At 45.1% G+C, this 16,770-nt stretch carries 20 protein-coding genes and 1 pseudogene; 18 read left to right on the forward strand and 3 right to left on the reverse strand.

Annotated features, from left to right (window positions below; genetic code table 11):
• The first annotated feature begins 56 nt into the window (after positions 1-56).
• From GPK49_RS12715 to GPK49_RS12775, 13 genes are all read left to right on the forward strand, one after another.
• On the forward strand, positions 57-2,462 hold the full coding sequence (locus tag GPK49_RS12715; RefSeq protein ID WP_215666355.1) for a recombinase family protein: 2,406 nt from the start codon (positions 57-59) through the stop codon (positions 2,460-2,462).
• Positions 2,459-2,812 carry a TnpV protein gene (locus tag GPK49_RS12720; protein ID WP_215666356.1) on the forward strand — a complete coding sequence of 118 codons (354 nt, stop codon included), beginning with the start codon at positions 2,459-2,461 and terminating at the stop codon, positions 2,810-2,812. The genes GPK49_RS12715 and GPK49_RS12720 overlap by 4 nt, the downstream gene beginning before the upstream one ends.
• Before the next feature lie 113 nt (positions 2,813-2,925).
• Positions 2,926-3,165, forward strand: coding sequence for a hypothetical protein (locus GPK49_RS12725; RefSeq protein WP_215666357.1), 240 nt, complete (start codon positions 2,926-2,928; stop codon positions 3,163-3,165).
• Positions 3,166-3,213: 48 nt separating this feature from the next.
• Positions 3,214-3,513 (forward strand): hypothetical protein, encoded by a 300-nt coding sequence (locus GPK49_RS12730; RefSeq protein WP_252249618.1) that lies wholly within the window; start codon positions 3,214-3,216, stop codon positions 3,511-3,513.
• Entirely contained in the window at positions 3,494-3,781 is a 288-nt protein-coding gene (locus tag GPK49_RS12735) for a molecular chaperone (RefSeq protein ID WP_252249619.1), read from the forward strand. The genes GPK49_RS12730 and GPK49_RS12735 overlap by 20 nt, the downstream gene beginning before the upstream one ends.
• A gap of 217 nt (positions 3,782-3,998) precedes the next feature.
• A complete protein-coding gene (locus GPK49_RS12740) occupies positions 3,999-4,247 on the forward strand; it encodes a helix-turn-helix domain-containing protein (RefSeq protein WP_215666358.1) in 249 nt (82 codons plus the stop codon).
• Positions 4,247-4,915, forward strand: a complete 669-nt coding sequence (locus GPK49_RS12745; protein ID WP_215666448.1) for a response regulator transcription factor — start codon at positions 4,247-4,249, stop codon at positions 4,913-4,915. The genes GPK49_RS12740 and GPK49_RS12745 overlap by 1 nt, the downstream gene beginning before the upstream one ends.
• Position 4,916: 1 nt before the next feature.
• Positions 4,917-5,924, forward strand: coding sequence for a sensor histidine kinase (locus GPK49_RS12750; RefSeq protein WP_215666359.1), 1,008 nt, complete (start codon positions 4,917-4,919; stop codon positions 5,922-5,924).
• Positions 5,925-5,989: 65 nt separating this feature from the next.
• Positions 5,990-6,583, forward strand: a complete 594-nt coding sequence (locus tag GPK49_RS12755; RefSeq protein WP_215666360.1) for a VanZ family protein — start codon at positions 5,990-5,992, stop codon at positions 6,581-6,583.
• A gap of 112 nt (positions 6,584-6,695) precedes the next feature.
• Entirely contained in the window at positions 6,696-7,376 is a 681-nt protein-coding gene (locus GPK49_RS12760; protein ID WP_215666361.1) for an ABC transporter ATP-binding protein, read from the forward strand.
• 5 nt (positions 7,377-7,381) lie between these two features.
• Positions 7,382-9,880 carry an ABC transporter permease gene (locus tag GPK49_RS12765; RefSeq protein ID WP_318283916.1) on the forward strand — a complete coding sequence of 833 codons (2,499 nt, stop codon included), beginning with the start codon at positions 7,382-7,384 and terminating at the stop codon, positions 9,878-9,880.
• Between the two features lie 42 nt (positions 9,881-9,922).
• Positions 9,923-10,285 (forward strand): hypothetical protein, encoded by a 363-nt coding sequence (locus GPK49_RS12770; RefSeq protein ID WP_215666363.1) that lies wholly within the window; start codon positions 9,923-9,925, stop codon positions 10,283-10,285.
• A 113-nt stretch (positions 10,286-10,398) separates the two neighbouring features.
• Entirely contained in the window at positions 10,399-10,704 is a 306-nt protein-coding gene (locus GPK49_RS12775; protein ID WP_215666364.1) for a DUF3847 domain-containing protein, read from the forward strand.
• 26 nt (positions 10,705-10,730) lie between these two features.
• On the opposite strand, the gene GPK49_RS13100 is transcribed toward GPK49_RS12775, so the two are convergent.
• A complete protein-coding gene (locus tag GPK49_RS13100; RefSeq protein ID WP_318283913.1) occupies positions 10,731-10,859 on the reverse strand; it encodes a hypothetical protein in 129 nt (42 codons plus the stop codon).
• A 143-nt stretch (positions 10,860-11,002) separates the two neighbouring features.
• On the opposite strand from GPK49_RS13100, the gene mobQ reads away from it, so the two are divergent.
• Positions 11,003-12,595: a MobQ family relaxase gene (gene mobQ, locus GPK49_RS12780; protein ID WP_215666365.1), complete on the forward strand. Its 1,593-nt coding sequence runs from the start codon at positions 11,003-11,005 to the stop codon at positions 12,593-12,595.
• Positions 12,596-12,687: 92 nt separating this feature from the next.
• Here mobQ and GPK49_RS12785 read toward each other — a convergent pair whose 3' ends face one another.
• Positions 12,688-12,978, reverse strand: coding sequence for a type II toxin-antitoxin system YafQ family toxin (locus GPK49_RS12785; RefSeq protein ID WP_215666366.1), 291 nt, complete (start codon positions 12,976-12,978; stop codon positions 12,688-12,690).
• Positions 12,975-13,250, reverse strand: coding sequence for a type II toxin-antitoxin system RelB/DinJ family antitoxin (locus tag GPK49_RS12790; RefSeq protein ID WP_215666367.1), 276 nt, complete (start codon positions 13,248-13,250; stop codon positions 12,975-12,977). Before GPK49_RS12790 ends, GPK49_RS12785 begins: the two co-directional genes overlap by 4 nt.
• Positions 13,251-13,367: 117 nt before the next feature.
• On the opposite strand from GPK49_RS12790, the gene GPK49_RS12795 reads away from it, so the two are divergent.
• The 4 genes and pseudogenes from GPK49_RS12795 to GPK49_RS12810 all read left to right on the forward strand — a co-directional run.
• Positions 13,368-13,988 (forward strand): CHC2 zinc finger domain-containing protein, encoded by a 621-nt coding sequence (locus GPK49_RS12795; protein ID WP_215666368.1) that lies wholly within the window; start codon positions 13,368-13,370, stop codon positions 13,986-13,988.
• Positions 13,933-15,264: a virulence-associated E family protein gene (locus GPK49_RS12800; RefSeq protein WP_215666449.1), complete on the forward strand. Its 1,332-nt coding sequence runs from the start codon at positions 13,933-13,935 to the stop codon at positions 15,262-15,264. The genes GPK49_RS12795 and GPK49_RS12800 overlap by 56 nt, the downstream gene beginning before the upstream one ends.
• 255 nt (positions 15,265-15,519) lie before the next feature.
• Positions 15,520-15,699 (forward strand): transposon-encoded TnpW family protein, encoded by a 180-nt coding sequence (locus GPK49_RS12805; RefSeq protein WP_215666369.1) that lies wholly within the window; start codon positions 15,520-15,522, stop codon positions 15,697-15,699.
• 49 nt (positions 15,700-15,748) lie between these two features.
• A pseudogene (locus tag GPK49_RS12810) lies at positions 15,749-16,770 on the forward strand (recombinase family protein); the annotation flags it as partial.

Here is a 16,770-nt window from a genome sequence, read left to right on the forward strand (position 1 = left end):
TGTGTCACGCATCTACATAATATCCGAAAATTACATAGCACAAGGAGGTTAAAGCTGTGGCAAAAAAAGAAGAAATCAAAATCACAGCTCTGTATGAGCGTTTATCGAGAGACGATGAACAAATTGGCGAATCGAACTCCATACAGAATCAAAAAATGTACTTGGAGGAATTTGCCCGTCAGAAAGGGTTAAGGAACATACGCCACTTTTCTGACGATGGTTATAGCGGTACGAATTTCAATCGTCCCGGCTTCACCGCACTTCTGGAAGAAATAGACGCAGGGCGAGTGGAAACCTTGGTCGTAAAAGATTTAAGTCGCTTCGGGCGTAACTATCTGCAAGTCGGCTACTATACGGAAATTGTGTTCCCGAAAAAAGGTGTTCGTTTCATCGCTATCAACAACAGCGTGGATAGTGCCAACCCTACCGACAATGACCTCACTCCGTTTTTGAACATCATGAACGAGTGGTACGCCAAGGACACCAGCAACAAAATCAAAGCTGTGTTCAAATCCCGAATGAAGAATGGCTTACGATGCAGCGGTTCAATTCCCTATGGGTACAAGCGAACCAAAGACGATAAGCAACAGTTGTTAGTGGACGAACCAGCTGCGGAGGTTGTCAGAAGCATTTTTCGTCTGGCTTGCCAAGGTATGGGAGTGACCACTATCGCAAGTATTATGACAGAAGAAAAAAACTTGATACCGTCAGCCTATGCCGCCAAGCATTTCCCCGAAAACTGCCGACACATTGAAATTACAAATCCTTACCAATGGAACGCCACCACCGTTGGCTACATTCTGGACAGGCAAGAATATCTTGGTCATACCGTGTTGGGCAAATCCATCTGTGAGAATTTCAAAACCAAGCAACGCAGAGCAGCAACATCGGACGAGCTGATGATTTTCCCCGATACCCACGAAGCGATTATTGACCAAGATACATGGGATATTGCCCGAAAGATACGCCTTAACAAAAAGCCGAGAGTGGCTAACGGTACTTATACCCACCGTCTTTCCGGCTTGATCTACTGTGCCGACTGCGGAGCGAGAATGGGCTATATCAGCCCCGAATCCAAGCATGGGGACACACACTACGATTCAGATTCCGCTTTTCAATGCGGCAATTATCGAAGCACCACGGGCGAATGTGTTTCCCACTTCGTAAAAACTTCCGTTCTGGAAGCGGCTATTTCACAAGCAATCCAAACGGTCAGCAAGTATGTCCTTGAAAACGAAGCCGAGTTTGTTTCCCAGCTTAAAGCTGTGTGGAATGAGAACAAAGCCAAGCATACAGACACAGGACAGCAAGAGCTATGGGAAGCTGAAAAGCGTATTTCTGAACTGGATAGCATGATACAAAACCTCTACGAAAGCTCCATGAAAGGCTTACTGCCGGAGCGACAGGTTCAGCGAATGATACAGCAGTACGATGAAGAACAGATACTTCTTGAACGGCGTATTACGGAGTTGAAAGGTCAGATTGAGGTTGAAACTGCCAAGGAAGCAGAAACAGACCGCTTTATCGCCCTTGTTAAGAAATACAAGGATTGTACCGAACTGACGGATACTATGCTCTACGCTTTTATTGACAGAATTGAGGTTCACGAAGCCACAGGCGGACGAACCATCTACCGCCAGCAGCTTCTTGATATTCACTTTAATTTCATCGGCAACTACTACCCACCTTGCGAGACCGTCAGCGAGGAAGAACGCATTGCGGCGATTGATGCAGAACGCCAGAGCAGAAAAAAAGCGAAAGGTCAGCGTAGTGCAGAAAACAGGAAAAAGAAGATTGATGAATTGCGTATGGCTGCCGAAGCCGGAGACCCGGTCGCTGTTGCACAGTATGAGGAATATCTGACCAATCTCCGTGAGCGTAATAAGAAGTATCGCCAGAAGCTCCAAGAAGCCAAGAAAGCAGACCCCGAATATGTCCGTCAGATGGACGAGAAAGAGCGAGCCAAGCAGGAAAAGATGCTTGAAACGGAACGCAAGCGTATGGAGCGAGCCAATAAGAAAGCAAAGCTCACCAGAGCCGAACTGAAAGAAAAAGCGAAAACCGACCCCGAAGCTGCAAAGGAATGGGCGGCACTCAAAGCCAAAGAAGCCGAAGCCAGACAGCGTAAAAAGGAGCGTGAGGAAGAACGCATGGCTTCCGACCCGGAATATGCCGCTATGATGGCAGAACGCAAGGCTGAATATAACCGCCGCCATACCGCCCAACGCAAGGCAGAGCGAGAAGCCCTTGTAGAGCAAGCCAAGACTGACCCGGAAGCTGCCCAAAAGTTGGCAGACATTAGAAAATATCAGAGCGAAGCCACCGTTAAGAGCTATCAGAAAATGAGAGCCGAAGCAGAAGCCGGAAACCCCGAAGCTATTGAACGCTACGAAGCTCACCTTGCGAAACGCAGGGATGAATACCATCAAAGAAAAAACAAACAGAAGGATATACCAGCATGAAAGAACTTAATTTTATCAAGAGTGGCGATTACTATGTACCCGACATCAGATTGTCGAAGCCGAATATCCGTCTTGGCAAATGGGGACGGATGCGAAAGGAATACTTGCGATTGCAACATCCTGTTCTGTTCTCGGAAATGGTGTTAACCGAAAAGCTCTATCAGCATTGTGCGGAGATTGAAGCTGCCGCACAGCACAGAATGGATGTGATCCTGCCGCAGCTCATTAAGCATTACGGCGTGACGGAGCAGTTGAAAGCCGAAAATCAGCTTGAATGGGTACGCCAGATGAACGCTTGCGTGGCACAGGCAGAGGAAACTATCAAAGGCGAACTGATTTACGCCGATTGACACCGCAAGAATTGAATACGAGCCAAGAGCCGTTATTGCTTATGCAGTAGCGGCTTTTGCATTACATAGGGACTGTTTACAGCCCCTAAATTTATTTTATGGAGGTTCAAACGATGAAACTGACCGCAATCGAGAAGAAAATCCTTTATGCCTTTGGAAGTCCCTTTCTCAAAGATACGCTGAAACGGCTGGACACGCTGTTCTATGCCGCATGGAATGACGAGACGAAAATCGTTATCCGGCATCTGATGAACAAGCTGAAAGCCCACTTCGATGACAGTAGCTATGCAGAATGGCATCTCAGCTATCAGCTTGAAAAGGACTATCCCTCTATCGGCAGGAGAAAGTTTTAATCAAAAAGCCCTACACAGACCAACAATTTTGAAAAGGAGGAACACACTATGGAAATGAATATCAACGAGAAGAAAGCCCTGTATGCCTTTGGCTGCCCTGTCCTCAAAGCTACCGTGGAGAGACTGCGTATGTTAGCTGCCATCACTCCCGACCCCGGAACCAAGAAGCTGTTTTACAAGCTGGCAATCAAGTTGCTTGGCGAGGGTGTGGAGGACTGGTATCGCTGTTTCTTTTACAATCTCCGCATTGAGATGGAAAACTATTTCAATGCCCAGCTCATTATGCGTTTGGCAGAGGTCAGCACCATCGAAGTGGAGGGCTACGATTATGAAGCTGACGAAGTATGAGAAAGAAACAATCGTACTTTTCAATGAAGCGGACGAGGAAGCCCATATCCAGACCTACAACGCCGGACTGCGAAAGCGTTTGGAAGCGTTCAGCAAGAAGCACCCAGAACTGTGCCGACTGGACAAGCGAATGGAGCAAGGCGGCGTGTCCTATCTGATAGACAAGTCCAGACTGTCCATACGCTTCCAGCCGCCCATGAGCGAGGAACGCAGACAAAAAGCAAGCGAACTGGCGAAGCAGAACGGTTTCAGCGGACAAGGCGGTTAATGTAGCGATATGGGGCTATATGCGGTCAAAATGTCGGGTCTGTACCCGATGTTTTGACCGTTACATATCTTCAAAGTATAAATGCCTTACCCAACCCAAAAATAGGAAAATGTGCGTAACAGAGCTATTATAAACCATGAATCTACCGCAATATCATTGATTTATTCACACTTGCGTGATATAATAATAGAGTATGTAAGCACAAGGAGGGTAAGCTATGGCAGTAACATATAAAAAGTTGTTTCATTTGATGATTGACAAGGGTATGAGCAATGCGGAACTGATGGAACAGGCAGGTTTTAGTGCCAACATCATAACCCGATTGAAACGGGATAATTACCTTTCCCTCGATACCATCGAAAAGATATGCAACACACTCCATTGCGGAGTCGATGATATTCTTGAATTTATACCTAACGAAAAAGGCAATGAAGCCAGAAATCCTTTCAGCAAGGAGAACGCATGATGAGCAAATTACTATTAGTGGAGGATGACCAAAGCATCGTATCCTCATTATCGGACTATTTAGGAAATGAAGGGTTCAAAATCGAAAGTGCTTCCGGGCAAAAAGAAGCAATAGAAAAACTGGATAGCGACCAGTATGATTTAGCTCTGGTGGACATTCAACTATCAAATGGAAATGGCTTTTCTGTTTGTTCTGCAATTAAAGAAAGAGGAACTATGCCGGTTATTTTCTTGACTGCTTCTGATGATGAGTATAGTGTTGTGGCAGGACTGGACATGGGAGCTGACGATTATATCAGTAAACCATTTAGACCAAGGGAGCTTCTTTCAAGGATTAACAGCGTATTAAGGAGAACTAAGAACACGCAAAACATTATCAGCTACCATGACTTAGTTGTGGACACAAATCAAGCAAGCGTGGTAAAAAACGGAACAGAGATTTTATTGTCTGCTATGGAATATAAGTTGCTGTTAGTCTTTTTGCGTAACAAAGGTATTGTCCTTTCTCGCAGAAGATTGTTGGAGCTTTTATGGGACACTACCGGGGAGTTTATCAATGATAATACATTGACTGTCTATATGAAAAGGCTGCGTGACAAAATTGAAACCAATCCGCAGGAGCCGGAAATCATAATTACCGTTCGTGGGCTTGGCTATAAGGTGGGTTGATATGGACTTTATCAGAAATAAAGAAGTTAAAAGGCAAATTGTTGTCAGCAGTATTCTTATTCTATTTTGGGGCGGCATTGGCATTATCGTTGATAGCAAAGCAGTGTGGATGGTTCTGTCGGCTATCATTTCATCCAGTGCAGTTTCCCTCTTTTTCACATATCAGAGATACAAGAAAATTGCTGATTTTAGTTTGCATATTGATAGGCTGTTACATGGAGATGAAACAATTTCTTTTGGGCAGTTTCAAGAGGGCGAGTTATCTGTTTTACATGATGAAATATCCAAGATGACAAGACGACTTATTGAACAGGCAGAAGCTCTGAAAATGGAGAAAGGCAATTTGGCGAATGCTTTAGCCGATATTTCACATCAATTAAAAACACCTTTGACATCGCTGAATATCCTAAATGCTTCTCTGTGTAATGAGGAACTGACTGACGAAGAAAGGTATGAGCTGATCCGCAAACAGACTATGCTCTTATCAAGAATGGAGTGGCTGATAGCCACACTTCTGAAAATATCCAAGCTGGATGCAGGAACGATTACTCTAAAGCCACAGGAGGTATACTTAAAAGATGTGGTGGAAAAAGCAATTCGTCCTATGGAAATTGCGGCTGAATTAAAAATGCAGACAATCACGCAAGTGATTCCGGCAGAAATAAAACTATCTCTTGATGCTGATTGGACTGCTGAAGCCTTGGGAAATGTAATTAAAAATTGTATCGAACATTCACCAGAGGGCAGCACTATCGAAATCAAGGCAATAGAAAGACCTCTTTTGACACAGATCATTATAGAGGATAACGGAACAGGTTTTCAGGAAAAAGACCTCCCCCATTTATTTGACCGATTTTATCAAGGAAGTGGCTCTACAATCGGTAATGCCGGTTTGGGGTTGGCTCTGGCAAAAACAATCATCGTCAATCAGGGTGGTGTCATCCAGGCGAAAAATCGGGAGTCAGGCGGTGCAGAATTTGAAATCTGCTTTTATCGGGGGACTGCTTAAATATAATGTCGCTAAGCTGACAGTTTTTGTCGGTTTAATCAAATCAAGAAAAAGGGAGTATTATTATGCGTTTGATTTTGCAGTATATTGGAAATATGATACCTTACTGTTTATTGGGATTTTTCTTATGTTTAGGGTGCAGGTTTATAAATTGCTATAAGCACCCCAAAAAAGATTGGAAGAGAGAGCTTGTGATTTGTGTTTTTGCTGCTTACTGTGCAGGATTAGCCTCTCAAACGATTATGCCTCATTGGAACTGTGGTATTGATATGGCGGGTAAGCTATATATAGACATATTTTGGGATAATGAATTGGCTTCTGTAAATCTTATTCCGTTTAAAACGATATTGGATCAACTCTCTGGCAATAACAGTATTGTAGGAGAAGCAGATATACATAAAGTATCCGTTTTAAACTTGTTAGCTAACCTATTGCTGTTTTCGCCAATAGGTTTATTCTTGCCATTGCTCTGGAAAAAATTTAGAAAGATAAAAAATGTAATTCTTGCAGGTGTTTTGGTTAGCACCAGTGTAGAAATGATACAATTTTTTATTGGGAGAAGCAGTGATATAGACGATGTGTTTTTAAATACACTTGGTGTTTGTGTGGGCTATGGATTATACAAAATAATAATGAAACTGAAGAAGATTCGCATTTAGGGGACTGCTTAATGCAGCCCCTTTTTAAGTGACATTTTTGTAATGAAAAAGTAATGAAGCAGTCACTTTGCTTTGCTATACTGAATTGCAAAAATATATGGAGGAACTTTTTATGGAAATATTAAGAGTGGAGAATATCTGCAAAACCTATGAAATGGACAATGCTCCTGTCCATGCTTTGTCAGATGTTTCTTTTTCCGTTGATAAAGGAGAGTTTGTTGCAATCATTGGAGCATCTGGGTCTGGCAAGTCTACCCTGTTGCACATATTAGGTGGTGTTGACAGACCGACTTCGGGAAAAGTATTTGTGGATGGACAGGATGTTTATGAGCAAAACGAAGATGAATTGGCTGTATTCAGAAGAAGGCAGGTTGGGCTTGTCTATCAGTTTTATAATCTGATCCCGGTTTTGACTGTTGAGGAAAATATCACGCTACCTATTCGATTGGATGGGCGTAAAATCAATAAGGAGCGTTTGAAGGAACTGTTATCCACGCTCAAGCTGGTAAAGCGTAGAAAGCACCTGCCAAGTCAGTTATCCGGCGGTCAACAACAAAGAGTGGCAATCGGGCGAGCGTTGATTAACGCACCTGCGATTATCCTTGCGGACGAGCCGACGGGAAATCTGGACACGGAGAACACAAGGGATATTATGAAACTTCTGCGTGAATCAAATCAAGCCTATCGCCAGACAATGATCCTGATTACCCATGACCGTGAAATCGCAATGCAGGCAGACCGTATTCTGGAAATTCAGGATGGCAGACTTGTGAGGGATGAGGTGATACGCTGATGAATATGATTTTCACGCTTACACTCAGGAATCTGTTGTCGAATAAAAAGCGTACCCTACTCACACTCTTAACCATTCTTTTATCAATCAGTATGATAACCGCTATTCTCTGTGGGGGATGGTCTTTGGTTGATTTTTTGAAAGAGAAAGAAAAAGTGTATGGTGGCGATTATGACTACTACATGGAGGATCTGACTTGGGAGCAGACTCAAGAGCTATATAGTCAAAACAATGTAGGCGAGGTTTCGCTTCTCCGCTTTGCCGGAAACAGTTTTTACGGGGAGAAATCCAACAGTACAATGCTCTCCATTGGCGAGATCGACGAGAACTTTACCCAAAGATTTTCGTTAAATCAGTATTTGCTTGCAGGGCGTTTCCCGCAAGATGAAAATGAGATTGTTATTTCAGAATCTTTTTTGAAGAAAAACAACATGAATACAGAGATTGGAGATACAATTTCTTTAACTCTTGGTTCAAGAATTTGGGATGAATATAATGCCCAGCTTTCCGGGCTGACAAATTATAGGGGCGAAGAAGAAAGTTTCGTTCCAACGAAAGAGAAAGCGTATGTAGTTGTTGGTATTCTGTCAGATGTGAATGATTCAAAAATCGCAGCAAACTATAATGCCTTTGCAGGCGTTGACAAAACGGCATCCGATTTTGCTGCGTATGTCAAGGCAAAGAATTTATCCAATTCGATCTATACAGAAGCCGAAGAAGTGGCTGCGGCAGTAGACAGTCATGTAGCAAAGTTTCATTCTGAACTGTTAGTCTATCATGGAATTACCGGCGGCAAAGGAGCTGCCAAACTGATTGCTTTGGTAGTCATGGTCATTTGCCTTTTGATGGCTGCATCCGCTTCAATGATCAGCAACGCCCTCTCCATTTCCTTGCAGGAACGAATTAAGCAGATGGGAATGTTATCCAGTATTGGAGCCACAAAAGGGCAAAAACGCCTTAGTGTATATTTAGAAGCCTTTCTTTTGGGTGTGGTAAGCATACCTTTGGGATTGGTTGTCGGCATACTGCTGTCTGCTCTGTTGTTAAGTGTGGTCAGGGCAGCTTTTGGAGAAACATTCACTTTTGGCATTGTAGAACTGTCCTTAAAGGTAAACGGACTGATCCTGCTCGTCAGCGGATTATCCGGCATTGCTTCTTTGTACTTCGGAAGCAGAAAGCCTGTGAAGCAAGCTGCTAAAATTACAGTTATTGAAGCTATCCGCCAGTCTAACAATGCGGTATCAAAAAAGAAATTCCGTGATGGAAAAATCGTTTCTTTGGTTTTTGGCATTTATGGTTCGCTGGCAGCTAAAAATATTAAGCGTAATCCAAAACGCTTCCGAGCAATTACTGGCTCTATTTTCTTGTCGGTGGTAATTGCCCTTTCCTTATACAGTTTGTCTGATTTTATGCTTTATCAGACATCCTTGGACATGAAGGAGGACGGTTCCTGTTATACTGATGTGATTTCGACGATTCAATACAAAGATATTCCTACCGCAATCGGGGCATTATCGGATGAAAATATCACTGCGGATGTTTCCTATTCTTTTCAGCGATATATGACTGCTGAATTTTCGCAGGAACAAATCAATCCTGATATGCAGGGATATTTTATCAATGGTACGAAAGCAGAGGTATATGTCGTAGGACTGGACGAAGAACATTTTACTTCCTTTTGTGAGGAAAATGGCTTTCATATTATGACTGGCAGCTCCAATCGTGGAATCCTGCTCAATCAGACAATGGGATATTATAATGCGGGTCAAAATCGAGTGATTGCAGGCTCCCCGTTTCTTATTGAACCGGGAACTGAAATCATTCCGTTGGGGGCATCCGAGGATGCCTTGCCGATTATCGTGGAAGAAATCGTTTCAGAAGAAAATGCAAATATCCAATCCATGTTTGTGAGAGATCGAGCTGTCTTCATTGTGCCTTTAAGTTATTTTAACTGGCTGATAGATGATAACGCCTATGTGGAAATGAGAATACAGACAGCACAGCATAAAGAAGCAATGGACTGTCTGGCTGACAGAGGATTTCCGCAAACTGTGGACATTGCAGCCGCAACGAATAATTCCAGACAGGTATATACGATTGCAAAACTGGTAATCTGCCTGTTCTCGATCCTGATGACGGTTATTATCAGTTTGAATGTTTGCAACACTATCTCAAATACAATTCATTTGAGAAGAAGCGAATTTGCTGTTCTGCGTTCTGTTGGTATGACTGCCAAAGGATTGAAATGTACGCTATTGCTTGAAGCTGTTTTGTACGGCGTAAAAGCATTGGTTCTTGCGTTGCCTGTGAGCTTTTTGATTCATTGTGCCATCTACTACTTCATATCGTCGGGTATGACACCATTTGCTTTTTATATCAACGGTGGTATTTATGCTCTTGCAGTTCTGGCGGTCGGTGCTATGGTATGTATCGCTATGCTGTTTGCTGTCAGAAGCGTATCAAAGGTGGAAATTGTAGAGGAACTGAAATTGAGCAATATGTAATCATTCAATCTAACAAAGCAACTGAAACGGAGGTAATAGAAATTGCGTAAAAAGAAACTGGTAAAGAGAGTTGCAGGCATCGCTTTGACTGTTGGTGTAGTTATACTTGCCACTGTATGTGTTGGTAAAGTAAATCTCATTCAAAACGAAAAAGATATTATTGGCACATGGAAAGATGTCAATACAGAGGAGGTATTTACCTTTCAAGAGAATGGAGAACTTATTGTGAGTAAAGATATGCCCGATTCGGGTCTATCCTGCGGTAACGCATCTTATGGTTTTTCTTACTCGGATATAATCTGTGTTACACAGGGAGATAGTAGTGTAGAATTTGAGATAGAAGTTGATCAAAACGAATTAACAATCTTCTTCATGGGGCAAGAATATTTAGAGCTGAAAAAGTGATGGTAGGAAATCTTTTGCGTTGACAAACTGAATACTGTGGACGAACCAAAAGCGATCAACCGTAAAAGGCTGGTCGCTTTTGCTTTGCCCATCAAGCGAAAGGAGCTGGTACTATGGCAAATGAAAAACTTGAAAAACTGAAACATGACCTCTATGTTGGCGAGCAGAAATTGAGAGCCGCCGAGAACGAGGGGAAAGCCCTGCAAAGGGAAATGAAGAAGCTGAACCGAGCCGAGAGAACGCACCGCCTTTGCACTCGTGCCGGAATGTTGGAAGCCTTTTTGAAAGAGCCGACACTTCTGACGGACGATGATGTGATGGAGCTTTTGACCTTCCTCTTTCACGGAGAAGCCGCACAAAAGAAGCTGGATATGCTGATTGAGAACCGAAGAAAAACGAGGGCAACGGACGAGGGCTAAACCCTTGGCTTTAGACAAGGGCGCAATTATACACCGCCTAAGACGGTGCATTGCGTTCTGCCGAAAGCTCCTTGCAGGAAGCCGATGATTTTCACAGCAACCGCCGCTTCAATCATCCAGAGGAAACTGCGTTTCCCCTGCGTTGGCTTCGCCAACTACCCCTTTGCACACTTGCCAGCTTGAAACGATTATTCTAATCATTTCAAGCCGACAAGTCCGAATTGAACACCGCCCACCATGACCGCCGTTCAAAAAATGTGCGGTCTTTTCTTTTGCACCGAGAAAGGAGGAATGCCAAATGCCATGCCCACACCTAAAAATCAAAATCACGCAACGAAGCAAACGCCAGTCAGCCGTTGCCGGAGCTGCCTATCAAAGCGGCGAAAGCCTGTTTTCCGAGTATGACCAAAAACGAAAAAGCTACACAGAGAAGCGTGGCATCATTTACACGGAAATCATGCTGCCGCCAAACGCTCCGCCCGAATATGCTGACCGTGGCACACTCTGGAACGCCGTTGAAGCAGTTGAGAAGCAATGGAACTCCCAGCTTGCCCGAAGATTTGTTGTGACCTTTCCGAGAGAAGTCCCTGCCGAGCAATATCCCGATATGATACGGGAATACTGCAACGAGCATTTTGTGTCAAAGGGAATGTGCTGTGACCTTGCAATCCATGACCCCGACCCACCGGGGCATAATCCCCATTGCCACATTATGCTGACAATGCGAGCGATGGACGAAAAAGGAAAGTGGCTTCCTAAGAGCAGAAAGGTTTATGACCTTGACGCGAACGGCGAGCGAATACGCTTGCCCTCCGGCAACTGGAAAAGCCACAAGGAAGATACCGTTGACTGGAATGAACAGTATCACGCCGAGGACTGGCGACACGGATGGGAGGTAGTGCAGAACCGCTATCTTGAAATGGCTGGCAGTACCGAGCGAGTGGATATGCGTTCCTATGAACGGCAGGGACTGGACATCGTTCCGACCGTCCACATGGGTCCTGCCGTTACGCAAATGGAACGCCGAGGAATAGAAACCAATATCGGCAATCTCAACCGAGATATAAAAGCCGCAAACGCTCTGATGGCTGCTATCCGCAATACGATAAAAAGTCTGCGAGCATGGATTCGCGATTTACTGGAAGCAAGAAAAGAAGTCCTTGCAGAAATGGAAGCCGCCGCTTCCTCTCCGTCCCTCATTGAGCTTCTGTTTAAGTACACCGATATGAGAATTGAGGAACGCTCTGACTGGTCGAAATACGGCAGAGACTTAGGCAAGCGAAAGGATATGAAAGTCATTTCTTCCGCTATTGCCTATCTGCAAAACCATAACATTCTCACTCTGGACAAGCTGGACGAAGCTCTTGCCGGACTGAATGAGCGAGCCGCAGAAATCCGCAATTCCATGAAGCCCAAGGAAAGCCGGATGAAAACAATCGCCGGTATCGAAGAAGCGGTTGCTACTTGCCAACAGCACAAGGCAGTCCATGACAAGTATGTGAAAATCGGCTGGAAGTCCAGAAAGGAAAAGTACGCCGAGGAACACAAAGCGGAGCTTGCCGCTTACAACAAGGCTGACCGTTTTCTCCGCAAGCAGGGCGTGGATATTTCCGTTGACCTCAAATCGCTGAAAGCGGAATACAAGAAGCTGAATGCGGAAGTCTCCGAGATCCGCAAGGAGCTTGAAGCGGTGCAGACCGAATTGAAGCCGCTGAAAGATATTCGCTATTGGGTCGGTAAGGTCATTGAGCCGGAGCAGCACCCGACAGAAAAGAAGCCCGAACCGAAGCACTCCCTTACCGAGAAGCTGAAATATAACGGTGAGGAAGCAAAGGAGCTGAACGAGCAGCGTAGGCAACAGAAAATCAAAAAACAGAATATGGAACTTTAAGGCACTTGGCATTTTCAATTTTGAAGATAGCAGGTGCTTTTTTGTTCCGTGGAAAATGGAAATGCACCCGGAATAATACCGAGTGCATTTTCTTACTTTCCGAATAAATCGCTGTGCGTTCCTGTTCGTGCTAATGTCAATACGAGCAAATCATTTTCCATCCGATAGACCAATAACCAATCCGGCTGAATATGGCACTCACGGTGTCCGACCCAGTTGCCTGTCAAGGCGTGGTCTTTGTTCTTCTCTGGAAGCTGTTCGCCGCTTGCCAGCTTGCGGATGATGTCATCAAGAAGGTCAATATCCAGATGGCGTTTCATTGCCAGCTTGTAGTCTTTCTTGAACTGATTTGTCCAAACGATGTCGTAATGTTTGTTACTCATTCTTTCAACGCCCTCAACGCTTCCTCAACATCAGAATAGCGTTTTACAGACGGATCACGGGCAATGCGCTCTGCTTCCAGCATTGCCGCCATCGTCTCCTTGTTCGGCTGTTCCATGCGAACATCAAAAGGAAAACCGCCAACACGGAGCGACTGACGAAGAAAGACATTGATAGCGGTAGTCAGGTTGATACCCAATTCGCCATACAGAGCTTCGCACTGCTTTTTAATATCACCGTCCATGCGAACGCTGAAATTAGTAGTGTTAGCCATATCGTCAACTCCTTTCATTGCTATTGCACTTATATTATATGCCTTTTGCGTTGCAATGTCAATGTATTAGACGGAAATTTACACTTTAGACACAGAAAATTTTTGGAGGTATGCCCATTGAATGTATTTGAAGCGGTAAAGCAATTTGTTACGACAAGAGAGGTTGCAGAGTTTTATGGTTTCAGCGTGAACCGAGCCGGAATGATAGCGTGTCCGTTTCACAATGACCGCACACCGAGCATGAAAGTGGATAAGCGTTTTCATTGTTTCGGTTGCGGTGCGGATGGAGATGCGGTTGACTTTATCGCAAGGCTTTTCGGCAAAGGTACAAAAGAAGCCGCCGAGATGATAGCTACCGATTTTGCCCTTGCTTATGACAGAAACGGCAAGCCGCCTGTTCTGCCAAAGGCAAGAGAACCCACAGCCGAGCAGAAATTTGAAGCAGAAGAAAAACGGTGTTTTCGTGTGCTGTCCGATTACTTCCACAAGCTCCGAGCATGGGAAACGGACTACGCACCGAAGCAGCCGGAGGACGAATGGCATCCGCTATTTACAGAAGCCTTGCAGAGAAAATCGTATATCGAATATCTGCTTGATACCTTGATTGACGGTACGCTTGAAGATAGAAAGGCACTTGTAGCCGAGCAAAGAAACGAGGTGATGAAACTTGAACAGCGATTCCATTCAGCCGTGCCACAGCATAGAAGAAGTCCGAGGAAGTCTGGAATTGACCGATAACGGCAGCATAAAGAACAGCATCCGAAATTGCTTAACCGTTTTTCAGTATGACCCTGTTCTGTTTGAAGCCATCAGCTACAATATTCTCACAGAGCGTATCGACATTGTAAAACCGATGTGGTGGGACAAGCAGACCTCCACGCTGACGGACACAGACTTGAACTATCTCATGCTTTATCTGGAAGATAAGTATGGGCTGACCAGCGAGAAGAAAATCCAAAAAGCTATCTCAATCATAGCCGACAGCAACAAGTACCACCCCATCCGTGATTATCTGAACAGTCTGAAATGGGACGGCACAGAACGCATCCGCTACGCCCTGCAACGCTTCCTTGGAGCTGACGAGGACGAGTACACCTATGAAGCCCTGCGGCTGTTCATGTTGGGAGCTATCAGCCGAGCCTTTAAGCCGGGGTGCAAGTTTGAAGTTATGCTCTGCCTTGTCGGAGGGCAAGGAGCCGGAAAGTCCACTTTCTTCCGTCTGTTGGCAGTCAAAGATGAGTGGTTCTCCGATGATCTACGCAAGATTGACGATGACAATGTGTATCGCAAAATGCAAGGGCATTGGATAATCGAGATGTCGGAAATGATTGCCACAGCCAACGCAAGGAGCATTGAGGAAATCAAGTCCTTTATCTCCAGACCGAAAGAGACCTACAAAGTGCCGTATGAAACGCATCCGGCAGACCGATTGCGACAATGTGTGTTCGGCGGCAGCTCCAATACGCTGGACTTCCTACCGCTTGACCGTTCCGGCAACCGTAGGTTCTTGCCCATCATGGTACACGCAGAAAGAGCCAAGGTACACATTCTGGAAGATGAAGCTGCATCGAGAGCCTACATTGATATGATGTGGGCAGAAGCCATGTTTATCTATCACAATTTCCCGGTACGCCTTGCACTCTCCAAGGATATGGAAAAGGAACTGCGAGAGCTGCAAAAGCAATTCATGCCGGAGGACACCAAGGCAGGGCTGATACAGTCTTTCCTTGACGAGTACAAAGGCAATCAGGTTTGCTCCAAGCAGCTTTACGCCGAAGCTCTGAACCATGCCTTTGACGAGCCGAAGCAATGGGAAATCCGAGAAATCAACGAGATAATGAACAACAGCGTGGAGGGCTGGAAGCCCTTTTCCAATCCACGTATCTTTGCCAAGTACGGCAGACAGCGAGGTTGGGAGCGTGACAACGGGCTATCGACAACAGGCTCAAAATCTGCGGACGGTTTTCAAGAACTGACCGAGGAAGAACTAAGCCAGATGGAGCTTCCGTTCTGAAAAATGCCAGTCCGTTGCAGGGCTGGTTGCTATCCTGTTGCCGACCCCGTTGCCGGGCAAATTTCAAAAAGCCCTTTATCTGCAAGGCTTTTTCTCTCTCCGGCAACGAAAGCAACAGAGAATTTCAAAAAGAAAAGAATAATAGTAAGAATAGCCAGACGAGGTAGTTTCGAGGTTTTTTGAAGTCCGTTGCCGGACTTCGTTGCCGCCCCCCACCCTTGTCTGGCTTTTTCACATTCACAGGAGGTAATGCGAATGACCAAGACCACAAACACAGTGAAAGCGAACAAGCCAACTCCGGCAGGCAGCTTCCCCATGAGAATGGGCAACACCACCTATATCATCGGCGTTCATTTCAGCCAGACCAGCAAGGACACCTTGGAGGACAAGATGAAGCGGTTAATGCGTGATGATGTAAAAACGGCGAATTTCTGATTTGAAAATAATTTGTGACTTTTCCGTTTTCTATCTTGACGAAAGCGTTCCGAAAGGCAGCATCGTGATTGAGTGCGGCAACGCCCTTTTGAAGCATGGCTACACCATCAAGATTTTCAACACCATCAACTTTCAGAAGTCGATGCACTATAACCCATTTGCCTATATCCATTCAGAAAAAGACATTCTGAAACTGGTGACAACGCTGATTGCCAACACAAAGGGTGATGGAAAAGCCGGTGATGAGTTCTGGACGAAGGCGGAAACGCTGCTCTACTGTGCCTTGATCGGATATATCCACTATGAAGCTCCGGTTGAGGAACAGAATTTCTCCACCCTGATTGAGTTCCTGAACGCAATGGAGGTGCGGGAAGATGATGAGGAGTTCCAGAACCCGGTGGATCTGATGTTTGAAGCCCTGGAAAAGAAAAAGCCGAATCACTTTGCAGTCCGTCAGTATAAAAAATACAAGCTGGCTGCCGGTGTTGTATGCTCTAAAAGACTTCTTAATCAAGCGGTTGGGAAGTCTCTTAGAACACATAACCTAAAACCGAAGAAAGGAGCGCAAGCTATGAGAAAAAACGAGAAAATCACAGCTCTGTACGAACGACTGAGCCGTGATGACTTTGGTAAAGATGATGACCAACAGCGTGAGAGCAACTCCATATCCAATCAAAAAGCAATGTTGGAGGAGTTCGCCGCACGGCAGGGCTTTACAAACATTGTCCATTTCACGGACGATGGCATTAGTGGTACTTGCTTTGACCGTCCCGGATTTTTGGCAATGATGAAAGAAGTGGAAGCCGGGAATGTGGAGTATCTGTGTATCAAGGACATGAGCCGCATGGGTCGTGACTATCTGAAAGTCGGTCAGATTATGGAAATTCTGCGTCAGCGTGGCGTTCGCCTTATCGCCATCAATGACGGCGTGGACAGTGCCAGAGGGGACGATGATTTTACTCCTTTCCGCAACATCATGAACGAGTATTATGCCAGAGACACCAGCCGTAAAATCCGTTCCACTTTCCAGTCCAAAGGCAAGTCCGGCAAGCACCTCACAGGCACGGTCAT

The sequence above is a fragment of the Clostridium sp. MCC345 genome (genome assembly GCF_018785345.1).
In the GTDB taxonomy this organism is placed as follows: Bacteria; Bacillota; Clostridia; order Lachnospirales; family Anaerotignaceae; genus Anaerotignum_A; species Anaerotignum_A faecicola.

Excerpts from the sequence above, each read along its gene's own strand:
- GPK49_RS12790 (WP_215666367.1), bottom strand. The coding sequence starts at position 13,250 with ATGGCTAACACTACTAATTTCAGCGTTCGCATGGACGGTGATATTAAA.
- GPK49_RS12805 (WP_215666369.1), top strand. The coding sequence starts at position 15,520 with ATGACCAAGACCACAAACACAGTGAAAGCGAACAAGCCAACTCCGGCA.
- GPK49_RS12775 (WP_215666364.1), top strand. The coding sequence starts at position 10,399 with ATGGCAAATGAAAAACTTGAAAAACTGAAACATGACCTCTATGTTGGC.
- GPK49_RS12765 (WP_318283916.1), top strand. The coding sequence starts at position 7,382 with ATGATTTTCACGCTTACACTCAGGAATCTGTTGTCGAATAAAAAGCGT.
- GPK49_RS12730 (WP_252249618.1), top strand. The coding sequence starts at position 3,214 with ATGGAAATGAATATCAACGAGAAGAAAGCCCTGTATGCCTTTGGCTGC.
- GPK49_RS12760 (WP_215666361.1), top strand. The coding sequence starts at position 6,696 with ATGGAAATATTAAGAGTGGAGAATATCTGCAAAACCTATGAAATGGAC.
- GPK49_RS12725 (WP_215666357.1), top strand. The coding sequence starts at position 2,926 with ATGAAACTGACCGCAATCGAGAAGAAAATCCTTTATGCCTTTGGAAGT.
- GPK49_RS12735 (WP_252249619.1), top strand. The coding sequence starts at position 3,494 with ATGAAGCTGACGAAGTATGAGAAAGAAACAATCGTACTTTTCAATGAA.
- GPK49_RS12750 (WP_215666359.1), top strand. The coding sequence starts at position 4,917 with ATGGACTTTATCAGAAATAAAGAAGTTAAAAGGCAAATTGTTGTCAGC.
- GPK49_RS12720 (WP_215666356.1), top strand. The coding sequence starts at position 2,459 with ATGAAAGAACTTAATTTTATCAAGAGTGGCGATTACTATGTACCCGAC.
- GPK49_RS12745 (WP_215666448.1), top strand. The coding sequence starts at position 4,247 with ATGAGCAAATTACTATTAGTGGAGGATGACCAAAGCATCGTATCCTCA.
- GPK49_RS12755 (WP_215666360.1), top strand. The coding sequence starts at position 5,990 with ATGCGTTTGATTTTGCAGTATATTGGAAATATGATACCTTACTGTTTA.
- mobQ (WP_215666365.1), top strand. The coding sequence starts at position 11,003 with ATGCCATGCCCACACCTAAAAATCAAAATCACGCAACGAAGCAAACGC.
- GPK49_RS12740 (WP_215666358.1), top strand. The coding sequence starts at position 3,999 with ATGGCAGTAACATATAAAAAGTTGTTTCATTTGATGATTGACAAGGGT.
- GPK49_RS12785 (WP_215666366.1), bottom strand. The coding sequence starts at position 12,978 with ATGAGTAACAAACATTACGACATCGTTTGGACAAATCAGTTCAAGAAA.